17 protein-coding genes are annotated in these 17104 nt (G+C 68.1%); 6 read left to right on the top strand and 11 right to left on the bottom strand.

Going from position 1 to position 17104, the window contains the following annotated elements; all coding sequences use genetic code 11:
* Positions 1 to 64: 64 nt before the first annotated feature.
* A complete protein-coding gene (gene acnB / locus M2352_RS03255; RefSeq protein WP_264663075.1) occupies positions 65 to 2647 on the bottom strand; it encodes a bifunctional aconitate hydratase 2/2-methylisocitrate dehydratase in 2583 nt (860 codons plus the stop codon).
* 574 nt (positions 2648 to 3221) lie between these two features.
* Here acnB and rraA point away from each other — a divergent pair.
* Positions 3222 to 3710: a ribonuclease E activity regulator RraA gene (rraA, locus tag M2352_RS03260; RefSeq protein WP_264663076.1), complete on the top strand. Its 489-nt coding sequence runs from the start codon at positions 3222 to 3224 to the stop codon at positions 3708 to 3710.
* Positions 3711 to 3778: 68 nt separating this feature from the next.
* On the opposite strand, the gene M2352_RS03265 is transcribed toward rraA, so the two are convergent.
* The 7 genes from M2352_RS03265 to M2352_RS03295 form a co-directional block, all read right to left on the bottom strand.
* Positions 3779 to 4699 carry a hemolysin family protein gene (locus tag M2352_RS03265; protein WP_264663077.1) on the bottom strand — a complete coding sequence of 307 codons (921 nt, stop codon included), beginning with the start codon at positions 4697 to 4699 and terminating at the stop codon, positions 3779 to 3781.
* Positions 4696 to 5244, bottom strand: coding sequence for an rRNA maturation RNase YbeY (ybeY, locus tag M2352_RS03270; protein ID WP_406567261.1), 549 nt, complete (start codon positions 5242 to 5244; stop codon positions 4696 to 4698). The genes M2352_RS03265 and ybeY overlap by 4 nt, the downstream gene beginning before the upstream one ends.
* Before the next feature lie 34 nt (positions 5245 to 5278).
* A complete protein-coding gene (locus M2352_RS03275) occupies positions 5279 to 6340 on the bottom strand; it encodes a PhoH family protein (RefSeq protein ID WP_406567224.1) in 1062 nt (353 codons plus the stop codon).
* The gene (gene miaB / locus M2352_RS03280; protein ID WP_264663078.1) at positions 6337 to 7737 is read right to left on the bottom strand and encodes a tRNA (N6-isopentenyl adenosine(37)-C2)-methylthiotransferase MiaB; all 1401 of its coding nucleotides are present in this window, start codon (positions 7735 to 7737) and stop codon (positions 6337 to 6339) included. The genes M2352_RS03275 and miaB overlap by 4 nt, the downstream gene beginning before the upstream one ends.
* A gap of 152 nt (positions 7738 to 7889) precedes the next feature.
* Positions 7890 to 8705 carry a lysophospholipid acyltransferase family protein gene (locus M2352_RS03285; RefSeq protein WP_406567225.1) on the bottom strand — a complete coding sequence of 272 codons (816 nt, stop codon included), beginning with the start codon at positions 8703 to 8705 and terminating at the stop codon, positions 7890 to 7892.
* 47 nt (positions 8706 to 8752) lie between these two features.
* Complete coding sequence (locus tag M2352_RS03290; protein ID WP_264663079.1) at positions 8753 to 9574, bottom strand: GNAT family N-acetyltransferase; 822 nt, start codon at positions 9572 to 9574, stop codon at positions 8753 to 8755.
* Between the two features lie 160 nt (positions 9575 to 9734).
* A complete protein-coding gene (locus M2352_RS03295; RefSeq protein ID WP_264663080.1) occupies positions 9735 to 10151 on the bottom strand; it encodes a MucR family transcriptional regulator in 417 nt (138 codons plus the stop codon).
* Positions 10152 to 10245: 94 nt separating this feature from the next.
* On the opposite strand from M2352_RS03295, the gene M2352_RS03300 reads away from it, so the two are divergent.
* Positions 10246 to 10497, top strand: coding sequence for a sulfurtransferase TusA family protein (locus M2352_RS03300; protein ID WP_264663081.1), 252 nt, complete (start codon positions 10246 to 10248; stop codon positions 10495 to 10497).
* Positions 10498 to 10528: 31 nt separating this feature from the next.
* On the opposite strand, the gene M2352_RS03305 is transcribed toward M2352_RS03300, so the two are convergent.
* Together M2352_RS03305 and tsaB are read right to left on the bottom strand one after the other, a co-directional pair.
* Positions 10529 to 11017: a GNAT family N-acetyltransferase gene (locus M2352_RS03305; protein ID WP_264663082.1), complete on the bottom strand. Its 489-nt coding sequence runs from the start codon at positions 11015 to 11017 to the stop codon at positions 10529 to 10531.
* Entirely contained in the window at positions 11014 to 11724 is a 711-nt protein-coding gene (tsaB, locus tag M2352_RS03310; protein WP_264663083.1) for a tRNA (adenosine(37)-N6)-threonylcarbamoyltransferase complex dimerization subunit type 1 TsaB, read from the bottom strand. Before tsaB ends, M2352_RS03305 begins: the two co-directional genes overlap by 4 nt.
* Before the next feature lie 92 nt (positions 11725 to 11816).
* Here tsaB and ddpX point away from each other — a divergent pair, with 92 nt between their 5' ends.
* Together ddpX and M2352_RS03320 are read left to right on the top strand one after the other, a co-directional pair.
* On the top strand, positions 11817 to 12371 hold the full coding sequence (ddpX, locus tag M2352_RS03315) for a D-alanyl-D-alanine dipeptidase (protein WP_264663084.1): 555 nt from the start codon (positions 11817 to 11819) through the stop codon (positions 12369 to 12371).
* Positions 12372 to 12534: 163 nt separating this feature from the next.
* On the top strand, positions 12535 to 13599 hold the full coding sequence (locus tag M2352_RS03320; RefSeq protein ID WP_264663085.1) for a polysaccharide deacetylase family protein: 1065 nt from the start codon (positions 12535 to 12537) through the stop codon (positions 13597 to 13599).
* Between the two features lie 84 nt (positions 13600 to 13683).
* Here M2352_RS03320 and M2352_RS03325 read toward each other — a convergent pair whose 3' ends face one another.
* The gene (locus M2352_RS03325) at positions 13684 to 14235 is read right to left on the bottom strand and encodes a NifU family protein (protein ID WP_264663086.1); all 552 of its coding nucleotides are present in this window, start codon (positions 14233 to 14235) and stop codon (positions 13684 to 13686) included.
* Positions 14236 to 14342: 107 nt separating this feature from the next.
* Between M2352_RS03325 and M2352_RS03330 the strand changes: the two genes are divergently transcribed.
* Together M2352_RS03330 and M2352_RS03335 are read left to right on the top strand one after the other, a co-directional pair.
* Entirely contained in the window at positions 14343 to 15578 is a 1236-nt protein-coding gene (locus M2352_RS03330; RefSeq protein ID WP_264663087.1) for an adenylate/guanylate cyclase domain-containing protein, read from the top strand.
* Between the two features lie 377 nt (positions 15579 to 15955).
* On the top strand, positions 15956 to 17083 hold the full coding sequence (locus M2352_RS03335; RefSeq protein ID WP_264663088.1) for a GGDEF domain-containing protein: 1128 nt from the start codon (positions 15956 to 15958) through the stop codon (positions 17081 to 17083).
* The last annotated feature ends 21 nt before the right edge of the window (positions 17084 to 17104 follow it).

Here is a 17104-nt window from a genome sequence, read left to right on the forward strand (position 1 = left end):
CCCCCAACAAAAAACCCCCGCCGGTCGCCCGACGGGGGTCTTTCGTCTCAGACGACAGCCGCTATCACGCGACCGACTTCGCCGCCTCGACGAACGAGGGGATCTGGTCGAAGTTCATGTAGCGGTAGATGTCGCCGGCCTTCTTGTTGACCACGCTCACCTGCTCCATGTACTCGGCCACGGTCGGGATCTTGCCCAGCAGGGCGCAGACCGCCGCCAGTTCCGCCGAACCCAAGTACACGCGGGTGTCCAGGCCCAGGCGGTTGGGGAAGTTGCGGGTCGAGGTGGACATGGCCGTCGAGCCCTTGCGGACCTGGGCCTGGTTGCCCATGCACAGCGAACAGCCGGGCATCTCCATGCGGGCACCCGACTTGCCGAGAACGCTGTAATAGCCTTCCTCGGTCAGGATCTGGGCATCCATCTTGGTGGGCGGGGCGATCCACAGGCGGGTCGGGATGTCGCTCTTGCCTTCCAGCACCTTACCGGCGGCGCGGAAGTGACCGATGTTGGTCATGCACGAGCCGATGAACACCTCGTCGATCTTGTCGCCGGCAACCTCGGTCAGAACCTTCACGTCGTCCGGGTCGTTCGGGCAGGCGACGATGGGTTCCTTGATGTCGGCCAGATCGATGTCGATCACGGCGGCGTATTCGGCGTCGGCGTCCGGCTGCAGCAGCGACGGATTGGCAATCCAGCTTTCCATCGACGCGATGCGGCGCTCCAGGGTCCGGCGGTCCTGGTAGCCGTTGGCGATCATCCACTTCATCAGCGTGATGTTCGACCGCATGTATTCGATGATCGGGGCTTCGTTCAGACGCACGGTGCAGGCCGCCGCCGACCGTTCCGCCGAGGCATCCGACAGCTCGAACGCCTGTTCGACCTTCAGGTCGGGCAGCCCTTCGATTTCCAGGATGCGGCCGGAGAAGATGTTCTTCTTGCCCTTCTTCTCCACCGTCAGCAGGCCCTGGCGGATAGCGTAGAGCGGGATGGCGTTGACGAGATCACGCAGCGTGATGCCCGGCTGCATCTCGCCCTTGAAGCGGACCAGCACGCTTTCCGGCATGTCCAGCGGCATGACGCCGGTGGCGGCGGCGAAGGCCACGAGGCCCGAGCCGGCGGGGAACGAGATGCCGATGGGGAAGCGGGTGTGGCTGTCGCCGCCGGTGCCCACGGTGTCGGGCATCAGCAGACGGTTCAGCCACGAGTGGATCACGCCGTCACCGGGACGCAGAGCGACACCGCCGCGGGTGGAGATGAAGGTGGGCAGCTCGTGGTGCATCTTCACGTCCACCAGCTTGGGATAAGCGGCGGTGTGGCAGAACGACTGCATCACGAGGTCGGCGGAGAAGCCCAGGCAGGCCAGATCCTTCAGCTCGTCGCGGGTCATCGGACCGGTGGTGTCCTGCGACCCCACGGTGGTCATCTTCGGCTCGCAATAGGTGCCGGGGCGGACACCCTGACCTTCCGGCAGACCGCAGGCGCGGCCGACCATCTTCTGCGCCAGGCTGAAGCCCTTGCCGCTGTCGGCGGGCGAGGACGGCAGGCGGAACAGGGTGGACGGGGCCAGGCCCAGCGCCTCACGGGCACGCGCGGTCAGGCCGCGGCCGATGATGAGCGGAATACGGCCGCCGGCGCGCACCTCGTCGAAGATCACGTCGGACTTGACCGTGAATTCGGCGATGACCTCGCCGTTCTTCAGGGCCTTGCCCTCGTACGGGCGCAGCTCGATCACGTCGCCCATGTCCATCTTGGACACGTCGAGTTCGATCGGCAGGGCGCCGGCGTCTTCCATGGTGTTGTAGAAGATGGGGGCGATCTTGGTGCCCAGGCACACGCCGCCGAAACGCTTGTTGGGGACGAAGGGGATGTCCTCGCCCGTCCACCACAGCACGGAGTTGGTGGCCGACTTGCGCGACGAGCCGGTGCCCACCACGTCGCCGACGTAGGCGACGAGGTTGCCCTTGGCCTTCAGCCCTTCGATCTGCTTGACCGGGCCGCGCACGCCCGCCTCTTCCGGCTCGATGCCGGGGCGGGCGTTCTTCAGCATCGCCAGGGCGTGCAGGGGGATGTCGGGGCGCGACCACGCATCGGGGGCCGGCGACAGGTCGTCGGTGTTGGTTTCGCCCGTGACCTTGAAGATGGTCAGGGTCAGGCTGGCCGGCACTTCCGGGCGCGAGGTGAACCACTCGGCGTCGGCCCAGGACTGCAGCACTTCCTTGGCGTTGGCGTTGCCCTTGTCGGCCAGTTCCTTGACGTCGTGGAAATAGTCGAACATCAGGAGCGTGGTCTTCAGGCCGGCGGCGGCGGCGGCCCCGGTCTCGGCGTCGCCCAGCAGGTCGATCAGCGGCTTGATGTTGAAGCCGCCGAGCATGGTGCCCAGCAGTTCGGTGGCCTTGACCTTGGAGATCAGGGCGCAGACCTGTTCGCCCTTGGCGACCTTGGCCAGGAAGCCGGCCTTGACGCGGGCGGCGTCGTCCACACCGGCGGGGACGCGGTGGGTGATGAGATCGACCAGGAACGCTTCTTCGCCCGCGGGGGGAGCGAGCAGAAGGCCGATCAGCTCCTCGGTCTGCTGGGCCGACAGCGGCAGGGGCGGAATTCCGAGCGCGGCACGCTCAGCGACATGCTGGCGGTAAGCTTCAAGCACTGGAAGATCCTCTCGTCTGATGGTTGCTGGACAACAAGGTTCGTTTCGACCGATGGCTCCAACCCGTTGGCCGGGCTTTGTTCTGGATCGAGCGGCCAGAGGCGCTGCCGCTGCCCATCAGGGTCTGGGGCCGGCGGGGTGAGAACGCCGGCAGGGTCGGGATCACAGGCTCAAGGGGCAATGGCTGGGTCACCCGCCGGGCGCGTGCTGGGCGGGGGGAAGAACACCATCGCACCGCGGCCCCGGGGGCCGGAAGGTGTGGTGACGACGACCAAAGCCGTGCGGCCATGAGCCTCCCCGTAAATTGGGGGGTGTTATAGCCCTCCTTTGCCGCTTGGGCAAGCGAACGCACGAGGATTCCAAGAATCGCAACGGCACAAAAACTCTGTGGCGATTTGAAGTGGTGTTACCTTTTATCCGCAAAGCGGAGGCTTGATTTGGCCGGAACGGGGGAAACGGCCAATCCAGGATGCAGCGGGGATTTGGTCATACCAATTCCCGGCTTGAGCCGGGCTTTGTCCGCGGTCACACTCCGCCGCACGAAACCCCCTGTGCATGTCGGGAGACTGCGGCCATGGCTGAGAGCACCTGCGACCTTTACGACCGTTTCGAGGGCACGGCCCGCGTGGCCGACGCCGGTTTCCGCGATTTCGGCGCCCGCCGCCGGTTTTCCGGGGCGGCGGTGACCGTGAAGTGCTTCGAGGACAATTCACGCGTCAAGGAACTGCTGGCCACCCCCGGCCAGGGCAAGGTGCTGGTGGTGGACGGCGGCGGCAGCCTGCGCGCCGCCCTGATGGGCGACCTGATCGCGCAAAGCGCGGTGAAGAACGGGTGGGAAGGCGTGGTGATCCACGGCGCCGTGCGCGATTGCGCGGTGCTGGCCACGCTGGACCTGGGCATCAAGGCGCTGGACACCATCCCGCGCAAGACCGTGCGCAACGGCGAGGGGCAGGCGGGGTTGACCCTGACCTTCGCCGGGCTGCGGGTGGCGCCGGGGGATCGGGTGTTCGCCGACGAAGACGGGATTCTGGTGCTGGACCCCACCGAGTTCGGCGAGGGGTAAGGAACCGACCCTCTCCCCGGTGGGGAGAGGGTCTGTTGGGAACGGGCGTTTAAACGTGTTTAAACGCCTCAGCCGGTGGCGGCCAGGGTGTCGGTGTTGGCGGCCATGTTGCGGATGCGCAGGCGCTTGATGCGCCGCGGGTCGGCGTCGATGATCTCGAACTCCAGGCCCGAGGAATGGCGCAGCGTCTCGCCGCGGCCCGGCACGCGGCCCGCCAGGGAGACCACGAGGCCGCCCAGCGTATCCACCTCCTCCCGCTCCTCTTCGGTCAGGACGGTGCCGACCTTTTCCTCGAACTCCTCCACCGGCAGACGGGCATCGGCGATCAGCGTGCCGTCGGGACGTTCGGTCAGGTGGGGGACATGGGCCTCGTCGTGTTCATCCTCGATCTCGCCGACGATCTCTTCCACCAGATCCTCGATGGTGACCAGACCGTCGATGCCGCCGAACTCGTCCACCACCAGGGCCAGATGCTGGTGGGTCTGGCGCATCTGGCGCAGCAGGTCGAGAACCCGCATGGACGGCGCCACGATGGTCACGTCGCGCAGGATTTCCGCCAGGGTGCAGGCGCGGTTCTGGGCGACGCAGGCGAGAACGTCCTTGATGTGGACCATGCCCACCACGTCGTCCAGCGTTTCGCGATAGACGGGAAGGCGGGAATGGGCCTCGTCCGCCATGCGGCGGACCAGATCGGGCAAGGGGGTATCCACATCCACCGCCACGATGTCGGCGCGCGGCACCATCACGTCGGCGACGGTGCGGTCGTGAAGCTGGAGGATGTTGGTGAGAAGGGCGCGCTCGCTGTCGCCCAGGGACGGCTCCGATCCGCCGTCCTTCGTCTCGATCAGTCCGCCGATGGTTTCCCGCAGCGTCTCATCGCCGCGGCCACCGAGAACGGAACGGAGCAGCCCGCGAAAGAGGTGCCCCAGGGAATGGTTGTCATCGGCCCCGTCCGAACGGGGCGATCGACTGTCGGATGTTTCGGTCATGGTCCTGCTGATCGGGGTTGCACGGGAATGCCGCCCTCGGGCGGCACCGTAGGATCACCGCCGCCGGGCGGCGGGGTGGTATAGGGGTTGGCGATGCCCAGCTCCGCCAGGATCTCCACCTCCAACGCCTCCATCTCGTCGGCGTCGGCGTCCTCCTCGTGGTCATAGCCCAGCAGGTGCAGGACACCATGGACCACGAGATGGGCGAAGTGGGAGTCCAGCGGCTTGACCTGATCCGCGGCTTCGCGGACCAGCGTCTCGTGGGCCAGGATGACGTCGCCCAGGATGGTGGGCCCGCCGTCCCGGTCGGGATCGTCGGATTCGGTGAGCGCGAAGGACAGGACGTTGGTGGGCTTGTCCTTGCCGCGGTACTCGCGGTTCAGACGCTGCACCAGCGCATCGCCGGCCAGCACGACGGACAGTTCCGCCGGCCCGTCGTCCGGCCCCCAGAAGGGTGTCAGGGCGGCATAGGCGGCACGGGCGGCCAAAGCCTCGGCGCCATCGGGCCACGCGCCCGCCTCGCGGCTGACGGTGACCTCGACCAGTTCAGCGACGGCCGGAACGTTTCCAGCCGGGGCGTCAGGAGACACCGGATTGACCCTCCGTTGCGCGGCCTTCACCCACCCCGGGTTTCAGGGGGTTCGGGGTGCGGGCCGCCGCTTCATGCCGATCATAAGCGCGAATGATCCGGCTGACCAGAGGGTGCCGCACAACATCGGCATCGGAAAAGCGCACGAAGCGCACGCCCTCCACCCCGTCCAGAATGTCGATGGCGTCGCGCAGGCCCGACCGGGTGCCGGCGGGCAGGTCGATCTGGGTGATGTCGCCGGTCACCGCCATGCGCCCGCCCTCGCCCAGGCGGGTCAGGAACATCTTCATCTGCATGGGCGTGGTGTTCTGCGCCTCGTCCAGAATGACGAAGGCGTCGGCCAGCGTGCGCCCGCGCATGAAGGCCAGCGGCGCGATCTCGATCTCCCCCGACGCGATGCGTTTCTGCACCTGTTCGGCGGGCAGCATGTCGTTGAGCGCGTCATAGAGCGGGCGCAGGTACGGGTCCACCTTGTCGCGCATGTCGCCGGGCAGGAAGCCCAGCCGCTCCCCCGCCTCCACCGCCGGGCGGGACAGCACGATGCGGCTGACCTGACCCGACGTCAGCATCGCCACCGCCTGGGCCACCGCCAGATAGGTCTTGCCGGTGCCGGCGGGACCGAGGCCGAACACCATCTCGGACTCGGCCAGGGCCTGCAGATACTCCGCCTGCACCGGGGTGCGCGGGCTGATGGCCCCCTTGCGCCGGGTGCGGACCTGGAAATCGGGGCGGATCAGCGCCGACAGCGCGGCCCCGCGGCCGATACCCCCGCCCGCCGCCTGCTGCACCATGCGGGCGGCGGCATCCACCTCCCCCGCTCCGACGCTCAAGCCCAGCTTCAGCCGCTCGTACAGCGCTTCCAGCGCGGCGCGGGCGCCGTCCATGGCGTCCGCCGGGCCGGTGATGGTCAGGGCGTTGCCCCGGTGAATGATCGACACCCCAAGCTGGGTTTCCAGCCGCGCCAGATGCTGGTCGTGGGCGCCGTAGAGCATGGGCAGCAGCCGGTTGTCGTCGAAACGCAGGTCCAACCTCTGCTCCGCCGTTGCCGTCACGCGCGTGTCTCCATGGTTGCCGGGGAAAGGGGATGTACGCCTGTGCCGGTGGTGACCATGCCGGTTTCCACCGTGCCGGCCAGGCTGTTGGTGTGGGCGGAGTCGATGCGTACGGGCACGATGGCGCCCAGCAGCCGTTCGGGGGCCTGCACGTACACCGACTGCATCCACGGGCTGCGCCCCTGGATCTGGCCCGTACGCTTGCCGGCGCGGTCGAACAGCACCGGCACCGTACGCCCGACGAAGCCCTGGTTGAACGCCGCCTGCTGAGCATCCAGAAGCTGCTGCAGGGCGCTCAGGCGGGCGGATTTCACATCCTCCGGCACCTGGGTGTCGTCCACCGCCGCCGGGGTGCCGGGGCGCGGGCTGTACTTGAAGGAGTACGCCTGGGCGTACCCCACATCCTGCACCAAACGCAAGGTGGCGGCGAAGTCGGCGTCGCTTTCACCGGGATAGCCCACGATGAAATCGCCCGACAGCGCCAGATCGGGCTTGGCCGTGCGCAGCTTGTCCACCAGCCGGCGGTAATCGTCGGCGGTATGGCGGCGGTTCATGGCCGCCAGGATGCGGTCGGACCCGGCCTGGATCGGCAGGTGCAGGTACGGCATCAACTGCGGCACCGCGGCGTGGGCGGCGATCAGATCGTCGCCCATGTCGCGCGGGTGGGAGGTGGTGTAGCGGATGCGCTCCAGCCCGTCGATCTCGGCCAGGGCGTAGATCAGACGGGCGAGGCTCCAGGTGCCGCCGTCGGCGTCCGCCCCGTGATAGGCGTTGACGTTCTGGCCCAGCAGGTTGATGTCGCGCACCCCCGCGGCCACCAGCCGCCGTGCCTCCGCCAGCACCTGGGCGGCGGGGCGGGAATATTCGGCCCCGCGGGTGTAGGGCACGACGCAGAAGGTGCAGAACTTGTCGCAGCCTTCCTGCACCGCCAGGAAGGCGGTGGCGCCCTCGATCCCCGCCTCGTCGGGCAGGTGGTCGAACTTGGATTCCGCCGGGAATTCGGTATTGAGCACCGCCCCCGCCGCCCGGTGGGCGCGGGCGACCATTTCCGGCAGGGTGTGATAGGTCTGCGGCCCGAAGACGATATCGACATAGGGCGCGCGGGCGACGATCTCCTCGCCTTCGGCCTGGGCGACGCAGCCGGCGACGGCCAGGATCATGCGCTGACCCTCCACCACCGCCTTGCGGTCTTTCAGCGTGCGCAGCCGGCCCAGTTCGGAAAAGACCTTTTCCGCCGCCTTTTCCCGGATGTGGCAGGTGTTGAGGATCACCATGTCGGCGCCGTCGGCGTCATCGACCGGGCGATAGCCCAGGGGTGCCAGCACGTCCGCCATGCGGGCGGAATCGTACACGTTCATCTGGCAGCCCCAGGTCTTGATAAACAGCTTCTTGCTCAACCCTGACTCACAGCGCTCGGGAGAAACGTCGAAAGCGCGCCGGAACCCCCGCCGCGCCTGTCGGCATCATGATATCGCAAGGGACCAAGGCGGTGTCAACGGCACCACCCAAAAACCGCCCCTTCCGGGCCTGTTCCGGGCGCCGTTTCCGGTCATTGCGCCGCAACGGGCGCCGGGCGGGTGTGGCGGCCCGACACGGCGCGGACCACGCCGCCGGACACTTCCCGCCAGCAATGGTCGGCCAGCGCCTTGCGGCTGGAAAAACCGTCGATGGTCACCGGCGGGTGGAATTCCACCTCCACCGTCATGCGGCCCAGCGAAAAGGCGTTCCACAGGTGCGGCACCAGATCCATATCGCCGTACCACGCATAGGCCGGGCGCCACATCAGCCCCATGGGGATGCCGTCCAGGCGGGTGGCGGTGATGCTGACCGGCTGCACCGTCAGGGGCCGCCCGTCGATGCGCATCCCCGCCACGGCGAACAGCGCCGTCTTGAACGGCAGGGTGCGGTTGCCGTCCGACGATGTGCCCTCGGGGAACAGGATCAGGCTGTCGCCGGCCTCCAGCCGCGCCTGCATGTCGTCGCGCTGGCGCCCGGCGGACGACCGCGCCTTGCGCTCCACGAACACCGTCTGCTGCAGCCGGGCCAGCACGCCGAAGAAGGGCCACGTCCCCACCTCGGTCTTGGCGATGAAGGAGCCGGGGATCACCGAACCCAGGATGGTGATGTCGAGATAGGAGGAATGGTTGGACACGAACAGCACCGGTCCGCGGGTTTCCCGCTGGCCGCGCACCACCACGCGGAACCCCATCAGCCGCGTGCAGACACGGTGATAGAACCGCGGCAGCGTGGCCCGCCACGGCAGCCGGAAGCGCACCGCCAGCCACTGCAGCGGGATCAGCGCGCACGTCCACACCAGATAGGCCGCCACCCGGACGGCCCCCACAGCCGGCGATCGCATGGTCATGCGTTCGGTTCCTTATCCGTTGGCCCCGTTCAAGGACGGAGCAGCCGTCACACGGTCTGGCTGCGCTGGTTGCGGCGTTCGTAGTGCTTGGAATATTTGTCGGTGATGAGGTCGGTCTTGACCATCACGCAGACGTCGGTGGTGTTGAACTGGTGGTCGATCACCGCCCCCTCGCCGACGAAGCCGCCCAGCCGCAGATACCCCTTGATCAGCGGCGGCAGGTCCACCAGCGCCCGCTTCACCTGCACCTCGTCCTTGGGCATCAGGTTCATGGAGACGTAGCGGTCGGGCAGCGCCACGGGCCGCAGGTCCGGCGGGGCCAGATGGTAATGGTGGAGGTACGACAGCGGCCGGGCCAGCGCCTGCGGGTCGGTGCCGGGCAGGCTGGCGCAGCCGAACATGATGGCGATGTCGTGGTGGAAGACGTACGACGCGATGCCCTTCCACAAGAGCTGCATGGTGCTGCCGTTGCGGTAAGCGGCATCGACGCACGACCGCCCCAGTTCCAGCACCTGCCCCGGATATCCCGCCACCGGGCTGACGTCGTATTCGTCGGAGGAATAGAAGCGCCCGGCCCGTTCCGCCGCGGGACGGCGGATCAGCCGGTAGGTGCCCACCACCGAGGCGGGACCGCCGCCGCGGGCATGGTCGATCACCAGCAGGTGGTCGCACAGCGCGTCGAAATCGTCGAAATCCAGGCCGCGGGCCAGCATCTCCGGCGTCGGGCGGGCCAGCATCTCGGTGTAGAACACGCGGTAGCGGAGCGCCTGCGCCCATTCCAGCTCGTCGGAGTTGGCGGCAAGCCGCACCTCCAGCGAGCCGACGCGCAGGTCGCCGTTCGCTTCCCCGCCGGGACCGGTCGGGTCCATGCTTGTCTCTGCCATGGTCCGGCACGCGCCGATGAACGGCGTCCTCATGTTTCAGCGTCGGCAACCGAACGCCTGTGCCGGACGGACCGGAACGGCGCTCATGGAAGTGGATACCATGAAGCGCCCATTCCGGGTCAACCGCCTCGTGCAGAAGAGAGGCTCAGGCAGCGCCGCGGCGGGCGCGGGTGCCAAGCCCGATCTGCTTGGCCAGCGAGCTGCGCTGACGGGCGTAGTTCGGGGCGACCATGGGGTAATCGGCGGGCAGGCCCCAACGCTCCCGGTATTCTTCGGGCGTCATGTTGTAGGCCGTCTTCAGATGCCGCTTCAGCATCTTCAGCTTCTTCCCGTCTTCCAGGCAGACGATGTATTCCGGTGTCACCGACTTCTTGATGGCCACAGCCGGCTGCGGCCGTTCTTCCACCGGGGCGGGTTCGACGCCGACATTGGCGAGAGACCTGTAAACCTGCTCGATCAGCGTCGGAAGTTCGCCCAGCGCCACTGTATTGTTCGAAACATGGGCCGCCACGATCTCCGTGGTCAGAGACAACAGGGCGTTGGAGGGAGACGCATTGCTCATGTAAGATTGCTCCAGGGAATGCCGTGGTTCTTCATATAAAGAGGTTCGGCGAAACGTGCAATATCCAATCTTTGAACGGTAAGAGGAAAAGGCGGTGGCAACATTCGAATCAGATTACTTCTTGGACATCACATCGCACGTATGCCCATTGACCTTTGTCCGGGCGAAGTTGTTGATCGAGCGGATGGCGCCCGGACAGACCGCTGAAATCCGGCTGAACCCCGGTGAACCCTTGGAGAATGTGCCCCGTTCTCTGGCGGAACTGGGGCACACCATTCTGGCGGTCGTGGCCGAAGACCCCGCCGTCCCCGGCGGGGTGCATCTTGTTCGTGTACGAAAGGAATGATGCTCGCTTAAATTTATGAGTGGCCTAAGCGTCACGCAGCGGAGGTTATGTCCCGCCGCAGGATCAGGGCCGCCACCCGGCCTTCGGCCCGGCGGTAATACTTAGGGCGCCGGCCAACGGCGTCAAAGCCGCAGGCCTTGTATAGCGCGCGGGCCGGCATGTTGTCCTCGGCCACTTCCAGGAACAGCACGGTGGCGCCCAGCGCGGCGGCCGCCCGTTCCGCCGCCGCCACCAGCCGGCGCCCATGCCCGCCGCCGCGGGCATCGGGATGCACGCCGATGCTGAGGATCTCCCCGTCCTCCGCCGCCGCGCGGGCCAGGACGAAGCCGAGCGGCTGGGGGCCAAGCGGCTGGGGATCGCCGCCGCCGGCCACCAGCAGCAGGGCGGCGTGGCCCGGCAGGTCCATCAGCGTGGCGACGGACTCGTCCGACCAGGGGTCGTCGGGAAAACAGGCGCGCTGCATCGCCGCCACCACCCCGGCCAGGGCGGGACCGGCCTCCACCAGCCGCACGGCGGTCATGCCGCACCCGCGGGCGGGGCCGCCCCCTTGGGCAGGGTCACGTCGGGCGCCCGCAGGTAGAGCGGCACCGGCGGCAGCCCGTCGCCGGCCACGGCACCCAGCGCCGCCACCGACGCGGCGTCGGGGATGCCGGGGGCGGCGGAAAAGACCACGCCGCCCCGCCCCTCCAGCACCGGGCGCAGGGCGGCCATGCCGTCGCCGGCCACCAGCAGCGGCCCGCCCTGCCCTGCCCAGCCGCCGTCATCCAGCCCATCCAGCCACGCCGGCACGGCGGCGGGATCCAGCAGCAGCGGCTCGCCCACCGTGTCCAGCCCGGCGCCGAAGCGCTGCAGGTACGGTTCGGTGCGGCGGGATTCCACCGCCACCAGCAGCCGCCGGCCCAGCCGTTCCTGGGGATCGAGGGCGTGTGCTATGGCGGCGAAGCTGGTCACCCCCACCACCGGCACCCCCGCGGCCAGCGCAAAGCCCCGCGCCGCCGCCAGCGCGATGCGCAGCCCGGTGAAGGCCCCCGGCCCCACCGTCACCGCCACCCGGTCCAGCCCGGCAAAGGTCACGCCGGCATCGTCCAGGACGCCCTGGACCAGCGGCACCAGGGCTTCCGCCTGACCGCGGGCCATGGGGGCGGCACGCCGCACGGTCACCCTTCCGTCGTCCCACACCGCCGCCGAGCAGCCGGAGGTGGAGGTGTCCAGCCCCAGAACCTTCATGCCCGGCCCCGCGGCGAAATGATTGCCGCGCCCGCCGCCCGGATTATGCTCATGCCCACGCCGTTCCCCGTTTCAACGTCTGTAGCGATACCATGCTGATTCCCATCGCCCCGCCCGCCTTCGACGTCACGCTGGACATCGTGTACGCCACCGCCGCCAATCTGGCCGGGCACCCGCTCTACCGCCGTCCGGCGGCCTTTCTGCACGCCGATGCGGCGGCGGCACTGGGCCGGGCCGCAGCCCTGGCGCGGGCGGCGGGTCTGGGCTTGCGGCTCTACGATGCCTTCCGTCCGGTGGAAGCGCAATGGATGCTGTGGCAAGCCTGTCCCGACCCCGACTACATCGCCGATCCGCGCACCGGCTCCAACCATTCCCGCGGGGTGGCGGTGGATCTGACGCTCGACGGGCCGGACGGCCGGCCGCTGGACATGGGCACCGGCTTCGACGACATGACCGCGCACTCCCACCACGGCCGCACCGATCTGGCCCCGGCGGTGGTGCGCAACCGGGCGCTGCTGGCCGGCATCATGGCCGCGTCGGGGTTCGAGCCCTATGCCTTCGAGTGGTGGCATTATCAGTTGCCGGGGGCCGGGGCCTATCCGCTGCTGACCGACCGGGCGGCGGGCACCGCGCTGATGGGCGGGTGAGCCGCCCGCCCCCCCCGTGACCCGGCCATCACAGACCCTTGTGATATTTTTGCACCAATCTTTGGGAACCGTCGGGGCGGCAAGGGTTCATCTTGTCCGCTGCCTGCGGCTTATGCCACACACCAAGCGCGGACAATCCGCGTTTAATTCCTATCGTTGGGACATGCTGTTGCGCCGCGCCGTCACCCGCATAGCCGCCGCTCTCTGGGCGGGCGTGGTCCTCGCCACCGGCGGGGCCATGACGGTTCCGGCTGCCCGTGCCGACGGGATGGCGCCAGCATCGAGCGCCGTGGTCTTCGCCTACAACCGGTTCGGCGAGGACCAGTTGCCCAACAGCTCCATCCGCCTGGACCAGTTCGAATCCCACATCGAGGAGCTGCAGGACGGCGATTATACCGTGCTGCCGCTGCCCGAGATCCTGGACGCCATCCAGAAGAGCAAGCCCCTGCCCGACCGCGCCGTCGCCATCACCATCGACGACGCCACCAAGCAGGTTTACCGGGAGGCATGGCCGCGCCTGCGCGCCGCGGGGCTGCCCGTCACTCTGTTCATCGCCACCGATCCGCTGGACCGTGCCGCCCCGACGCACATGAGCTGGGCGGAGGTGCGGCAGATGGCCAACGCCGGGGTGACCATCGGGCTTCTGGGCGGCACCACCATGTCGCTGCTGGGCCGCCCGCTGAACGAGGCCAGCGCCGAGATCCGCCGCGCCGCCGACCGGGTGGAGGCCGAACTGGGCCGCCGCCCGACGCTGCTGGCATGGCCGCAGGGGGAATATTCCACCGCCCTGCAGGATCTGGCCGGCACGCTGGGGTTCACGGCGGCGTTGGGGCAGCAGTCGGGCGTGGTCTACAGCGGCGCCGACGACAAGGCGCTGCCCCGCTTCGTGATGAACGAGGCGTACGGCAGCATCGACCGTTTCCGTCTGGCGGCCAACGCGCTGCCGCTGCCGGTGGACGACCTGACCCCGGACGAGCCGCTGCTGACGGTCAACCCGCCGCCCCTGGGCTTCACCGTGGTGGGGGACGTGGGTGATCTGGGCCGTGTGGCGTGCTTTGCCGCCGGCCAGGGCCGGATGAAGCTGGAACGCATCGGCGACCACCGGATCGAGGTGCGCATCGCCGAACCCTTCCCCCCCGGCCGCACGCGGGTCAACTGCACCATGCCGGTGCCCGACGGCCGCTGGCGCTGGTTCGGCGTCCAGTTCGTCGTCCCCGAAAAACCCTAAACAGGCGGGTTCCAAGGGCCTCGCGGCCCTTGGCCGGGATGCGCGAAGGGCGGGCCGCCCTTCGCACCGCGCGTTTAAACCCGTTTACCGAACCGCCCGCACTTCCTGCACTTCGGGGATGTAGTGGCGTAGCATGTTCTCGATCCCCGCCTTCAGCGTGGCGGTGGAGCTGGGACAGCCGGCGCAGGCCCCCTTCATGTGCAGGTACACGATCCCCTTCTCGAACCCGTGGAAGGTGATGTCGCCGCCGTCCTGGGCCACGGCGGGGCGGACCCGGGTGTCGAGCAGTTCCTTGATCTGGGTGACGATCTCGTCGTCGTCCTCGGCCGCACCCACGGCGTCGGCCTCACCGGTCAGGACCGGGCGGCCGGCGGTGAAATGCTCCATGATGACGCCTAGGATCGAGGGCTTCAGCAGGAACCAGTCGCGGGCGTCGGACTTGGTGATGGTGATGAAATCGCTGCCCAGGAACACGCCCTGGATGCCCTCGACCTCGAACAGGCGCGCGGCCAGGGGGGAGCGGGCGGCGGCATCGTCGCGGCTGGTGAAGTCGGCGGTCCCCTGCCCGAGCACCTCGCACCCCGGCAGGAACTTGAGCGTCGCCGGATTGGGCGTCTGCTCGGTCTGGATGAACATGATCGTTACCCTTCATCTGGCCGCTGAAATGGTGGATGGCGTGCAAGAGCACTGGCGGCACGCCGCAAACTTGGTCAGTATTTCATCCAAGATCAAGGAGGGTTTCAGTGGGGTCTTTCGCGGTGACGACCGGCAGCCCAGAACGCACGCGGGAACACGAGGCCGCCATGGCCCGGCTGACCTTCATCGACTGGATCCTGAGCGATGCCCGCCTGATTCCCGGCATCCCCGGCCTGCTGGACGCCTTTGCCGAAAAGCTGCGGGCAGCGGGGGTACCCCTGATGCGCATGACCCTGGGCCTGCGCCTGCTGCACCCGCAGATCCGCTTCAAGAACTATTACTGGCGCCGTGACCAGGACGCGGTGGAGATCGTCCAGCGCGGCCACGACACCGAGAAATCGCCGGAATACCTGGCCAGCCCCATCGCCGCCATCCTGGACCAGGGGGCGGAGGCGCTGCGCTTCCGCATCGAGAGCATCGCCCCGCCCTGGCCCTACCCCATCGTCGGCGAGCTGCACGAGCAGGGGGCCACCGATTACGTGATCATGGCGGTGACCTTCTCCAACGGGCGGCGCAACATGGCGAGCTTCGCCACCGACCGTCCGGGCGGCTTTTCCACCGCCGATCTCGCGCTGATCGACGGGGTGATGCCGGCCTTCGTCACCGTGGTGGAATCGATCACCCTGCGCTTCCTCGCCACCACCGTGCTCGACACCTACGTGGGCCGGCGCACCGGCGCCCGCATCCTGTCGGGCGAGATCCGCCGCGGGTCGGGGGCCGACATGCGCGCGGTCTTGTGGTACTGCGACCTGCGCGGCTTCACCCGTCTGGCCGACAAGCTGCCGCGCGAGGAACTCATCGCGCTTTTGAACAATTATTTCGAGGCCATGGGCGGAGCGGTGGAGACCCAGGGCGGCGAGATCCTGAAATTCATCGGCGACGCCATGCTGGCCGTCTTCCCCGTGCCCGAGGACGGCGAAAACGGCGATGCGGTGGCGGCGCTGCGCGCCCTGACCGCGGCGGAAGAAGCCCTGGCCGCCATGCACACGCTGAACGGCGAGCGCGCCGCCTGGGGCCAGCCGATCCTGCGCTGCGGGATCTCGCTGCACGTGGGCGATGTGATGTACGGCAACATCGGCGCCCCCGACCGCCTGGACTTCACGGTCATCGGCCCGGCGGTCAACCTGCTGAGCCGGATCGAGGGACTGTGCAGCCGCCTGGACCGCCCGGTCCTCACCTCCGCCGCCTTCGCCGCCTTGTGTCCGGGACGGCTGGGGTCGCTGGGATGGCACCCGGTGAAGGGGCTGGCCGAGCCGGTGGAGGTCTATGGGCTGGCGGGGTGACCTACGAAATCACTCGGTTAACTCAACTGAAGACTGCTGAATATCGCGGGCCGGTTCGAAAGAGTTTCAAAAGATATCCCTAAAATTCAGCGCAAGAATTTTACACATCTTTGCGCGCTCATTAGCCGCGGCGGAAACGTTCGGGCCGCCTTGACTTCATATCTGTGCGAAACCGACTATGCCCGTCCCATGCGTGCAGGCAGCGGGCACCGGTTCTCCCAACGCGGGATAAACCGGAACCCGGTGCAGCCGTGGGGGAACCTGCGCCACCCCGGCGCCGGGGAGGAGGCGCCAAAGGCATTGCCGGGAGGGAGGTTCATGTGTATTCACAGATCATTAATCTTGTCCGCAGCTTCGCCGAAAGGGCTTTCCAGGCCGTGAGCGGGGATCTCTCCCTCGATCAGCTAAGGGATCTGATACACCCCCGGCACCACACCACGCTGATCCAGCGGCGGCGGGCGGTGCTGATTCATTCCCGCGTGCGCATGGTGGCGGCGGCCTTTGCCGTGCTGACGCCGCTGTGGATCATCATCGACATCATGATCTTCGACTGGCCCCTGTGGGGCTGGCTGGCGGCCCTGCGCGTGGTCGCCTCGGCCAGTTTCGGGGCTCTGGCGTTGGGATACAGGATCACCGACGACATCGGGTCGGCGTGGCGGGGGCTGGCGCTGCTGCTGGCCGTACCGACCTTCTTCTTCCTGTTCTCCCACCCCGTGCTGAACGAGCGGGAGGTATCGGGGATTTCCGGCGCCATCGGGTCGGGCTACGCCTTCCTGCCCTTCGTCATGGTGGCCGGGCTCAGCGTCTTTCCCATCACGGCGGTGGAGGGGTTCCTGTTCGCCCTGCCCATGCTGGCCGCCCATCTGGGGGCGGGGATGTACGGGTCGCTGGTGTTCCCCTTCCCCCATTACCTGGGCGCCCTGTGGCTGCTGGTGCTCATCATGGTGGTGGCGACGCTGGCGGGGATGAGCCAGCTTCACTTCATGATGGCGCTGGTGGATCAGGCATCCCACGACGGGCTGACCGGCGCCTTCGGCCGCCGCATCGGGGAAGAATTGCTGCGCATCCAGTTCTCCCACGCCCAGCGCTCCAGCCAGCCCCTGACCCTGGTTTTCGTGGATCTGGACAATTTCAAGCAGGTCAACGACCGCCACGGCCATGACGAGGGCGACCGGGTGCTGCGCGACGCGGCGGAATCCCTGCGCGCCGTGCTGCGCACCAGCGACATTCTGATCCGCTGGGGCGGGGAAGAGTTTCTGGTGGTGCTGCCCAACACCGGCACCGACGGCGCCCTGCGGGCGGTGGAGCGGCTGCGCACCCGCGGGCTGGCCCAGCGCCCCGACGGCACGGGCCAGACGGCCAGCATCGGCGTGGCCGAATTCACCGAAGAACTCCCCCCCGATTGGGAAACCCTGGTGGAGGTGGCCGACCACCGCATGTACGTGGCCAAGCAGAGCGGCAAGGACCGCGTGGTCACCGCCGCCACCGTCACCGCCGCGGCCTGATCGGCCTGTTTGTCCCCGGAA

The organism is Azospirillum fermentarium (assembly GCF_025961205.1).
In the GTDB taxonomy this organism is placed as follows: Bacteria; Pseudomonadota; Alphaproteobacteria; order Azospirillales; family Azospirillaceae; genus Azospirillum; species Azospirillum fermentarium.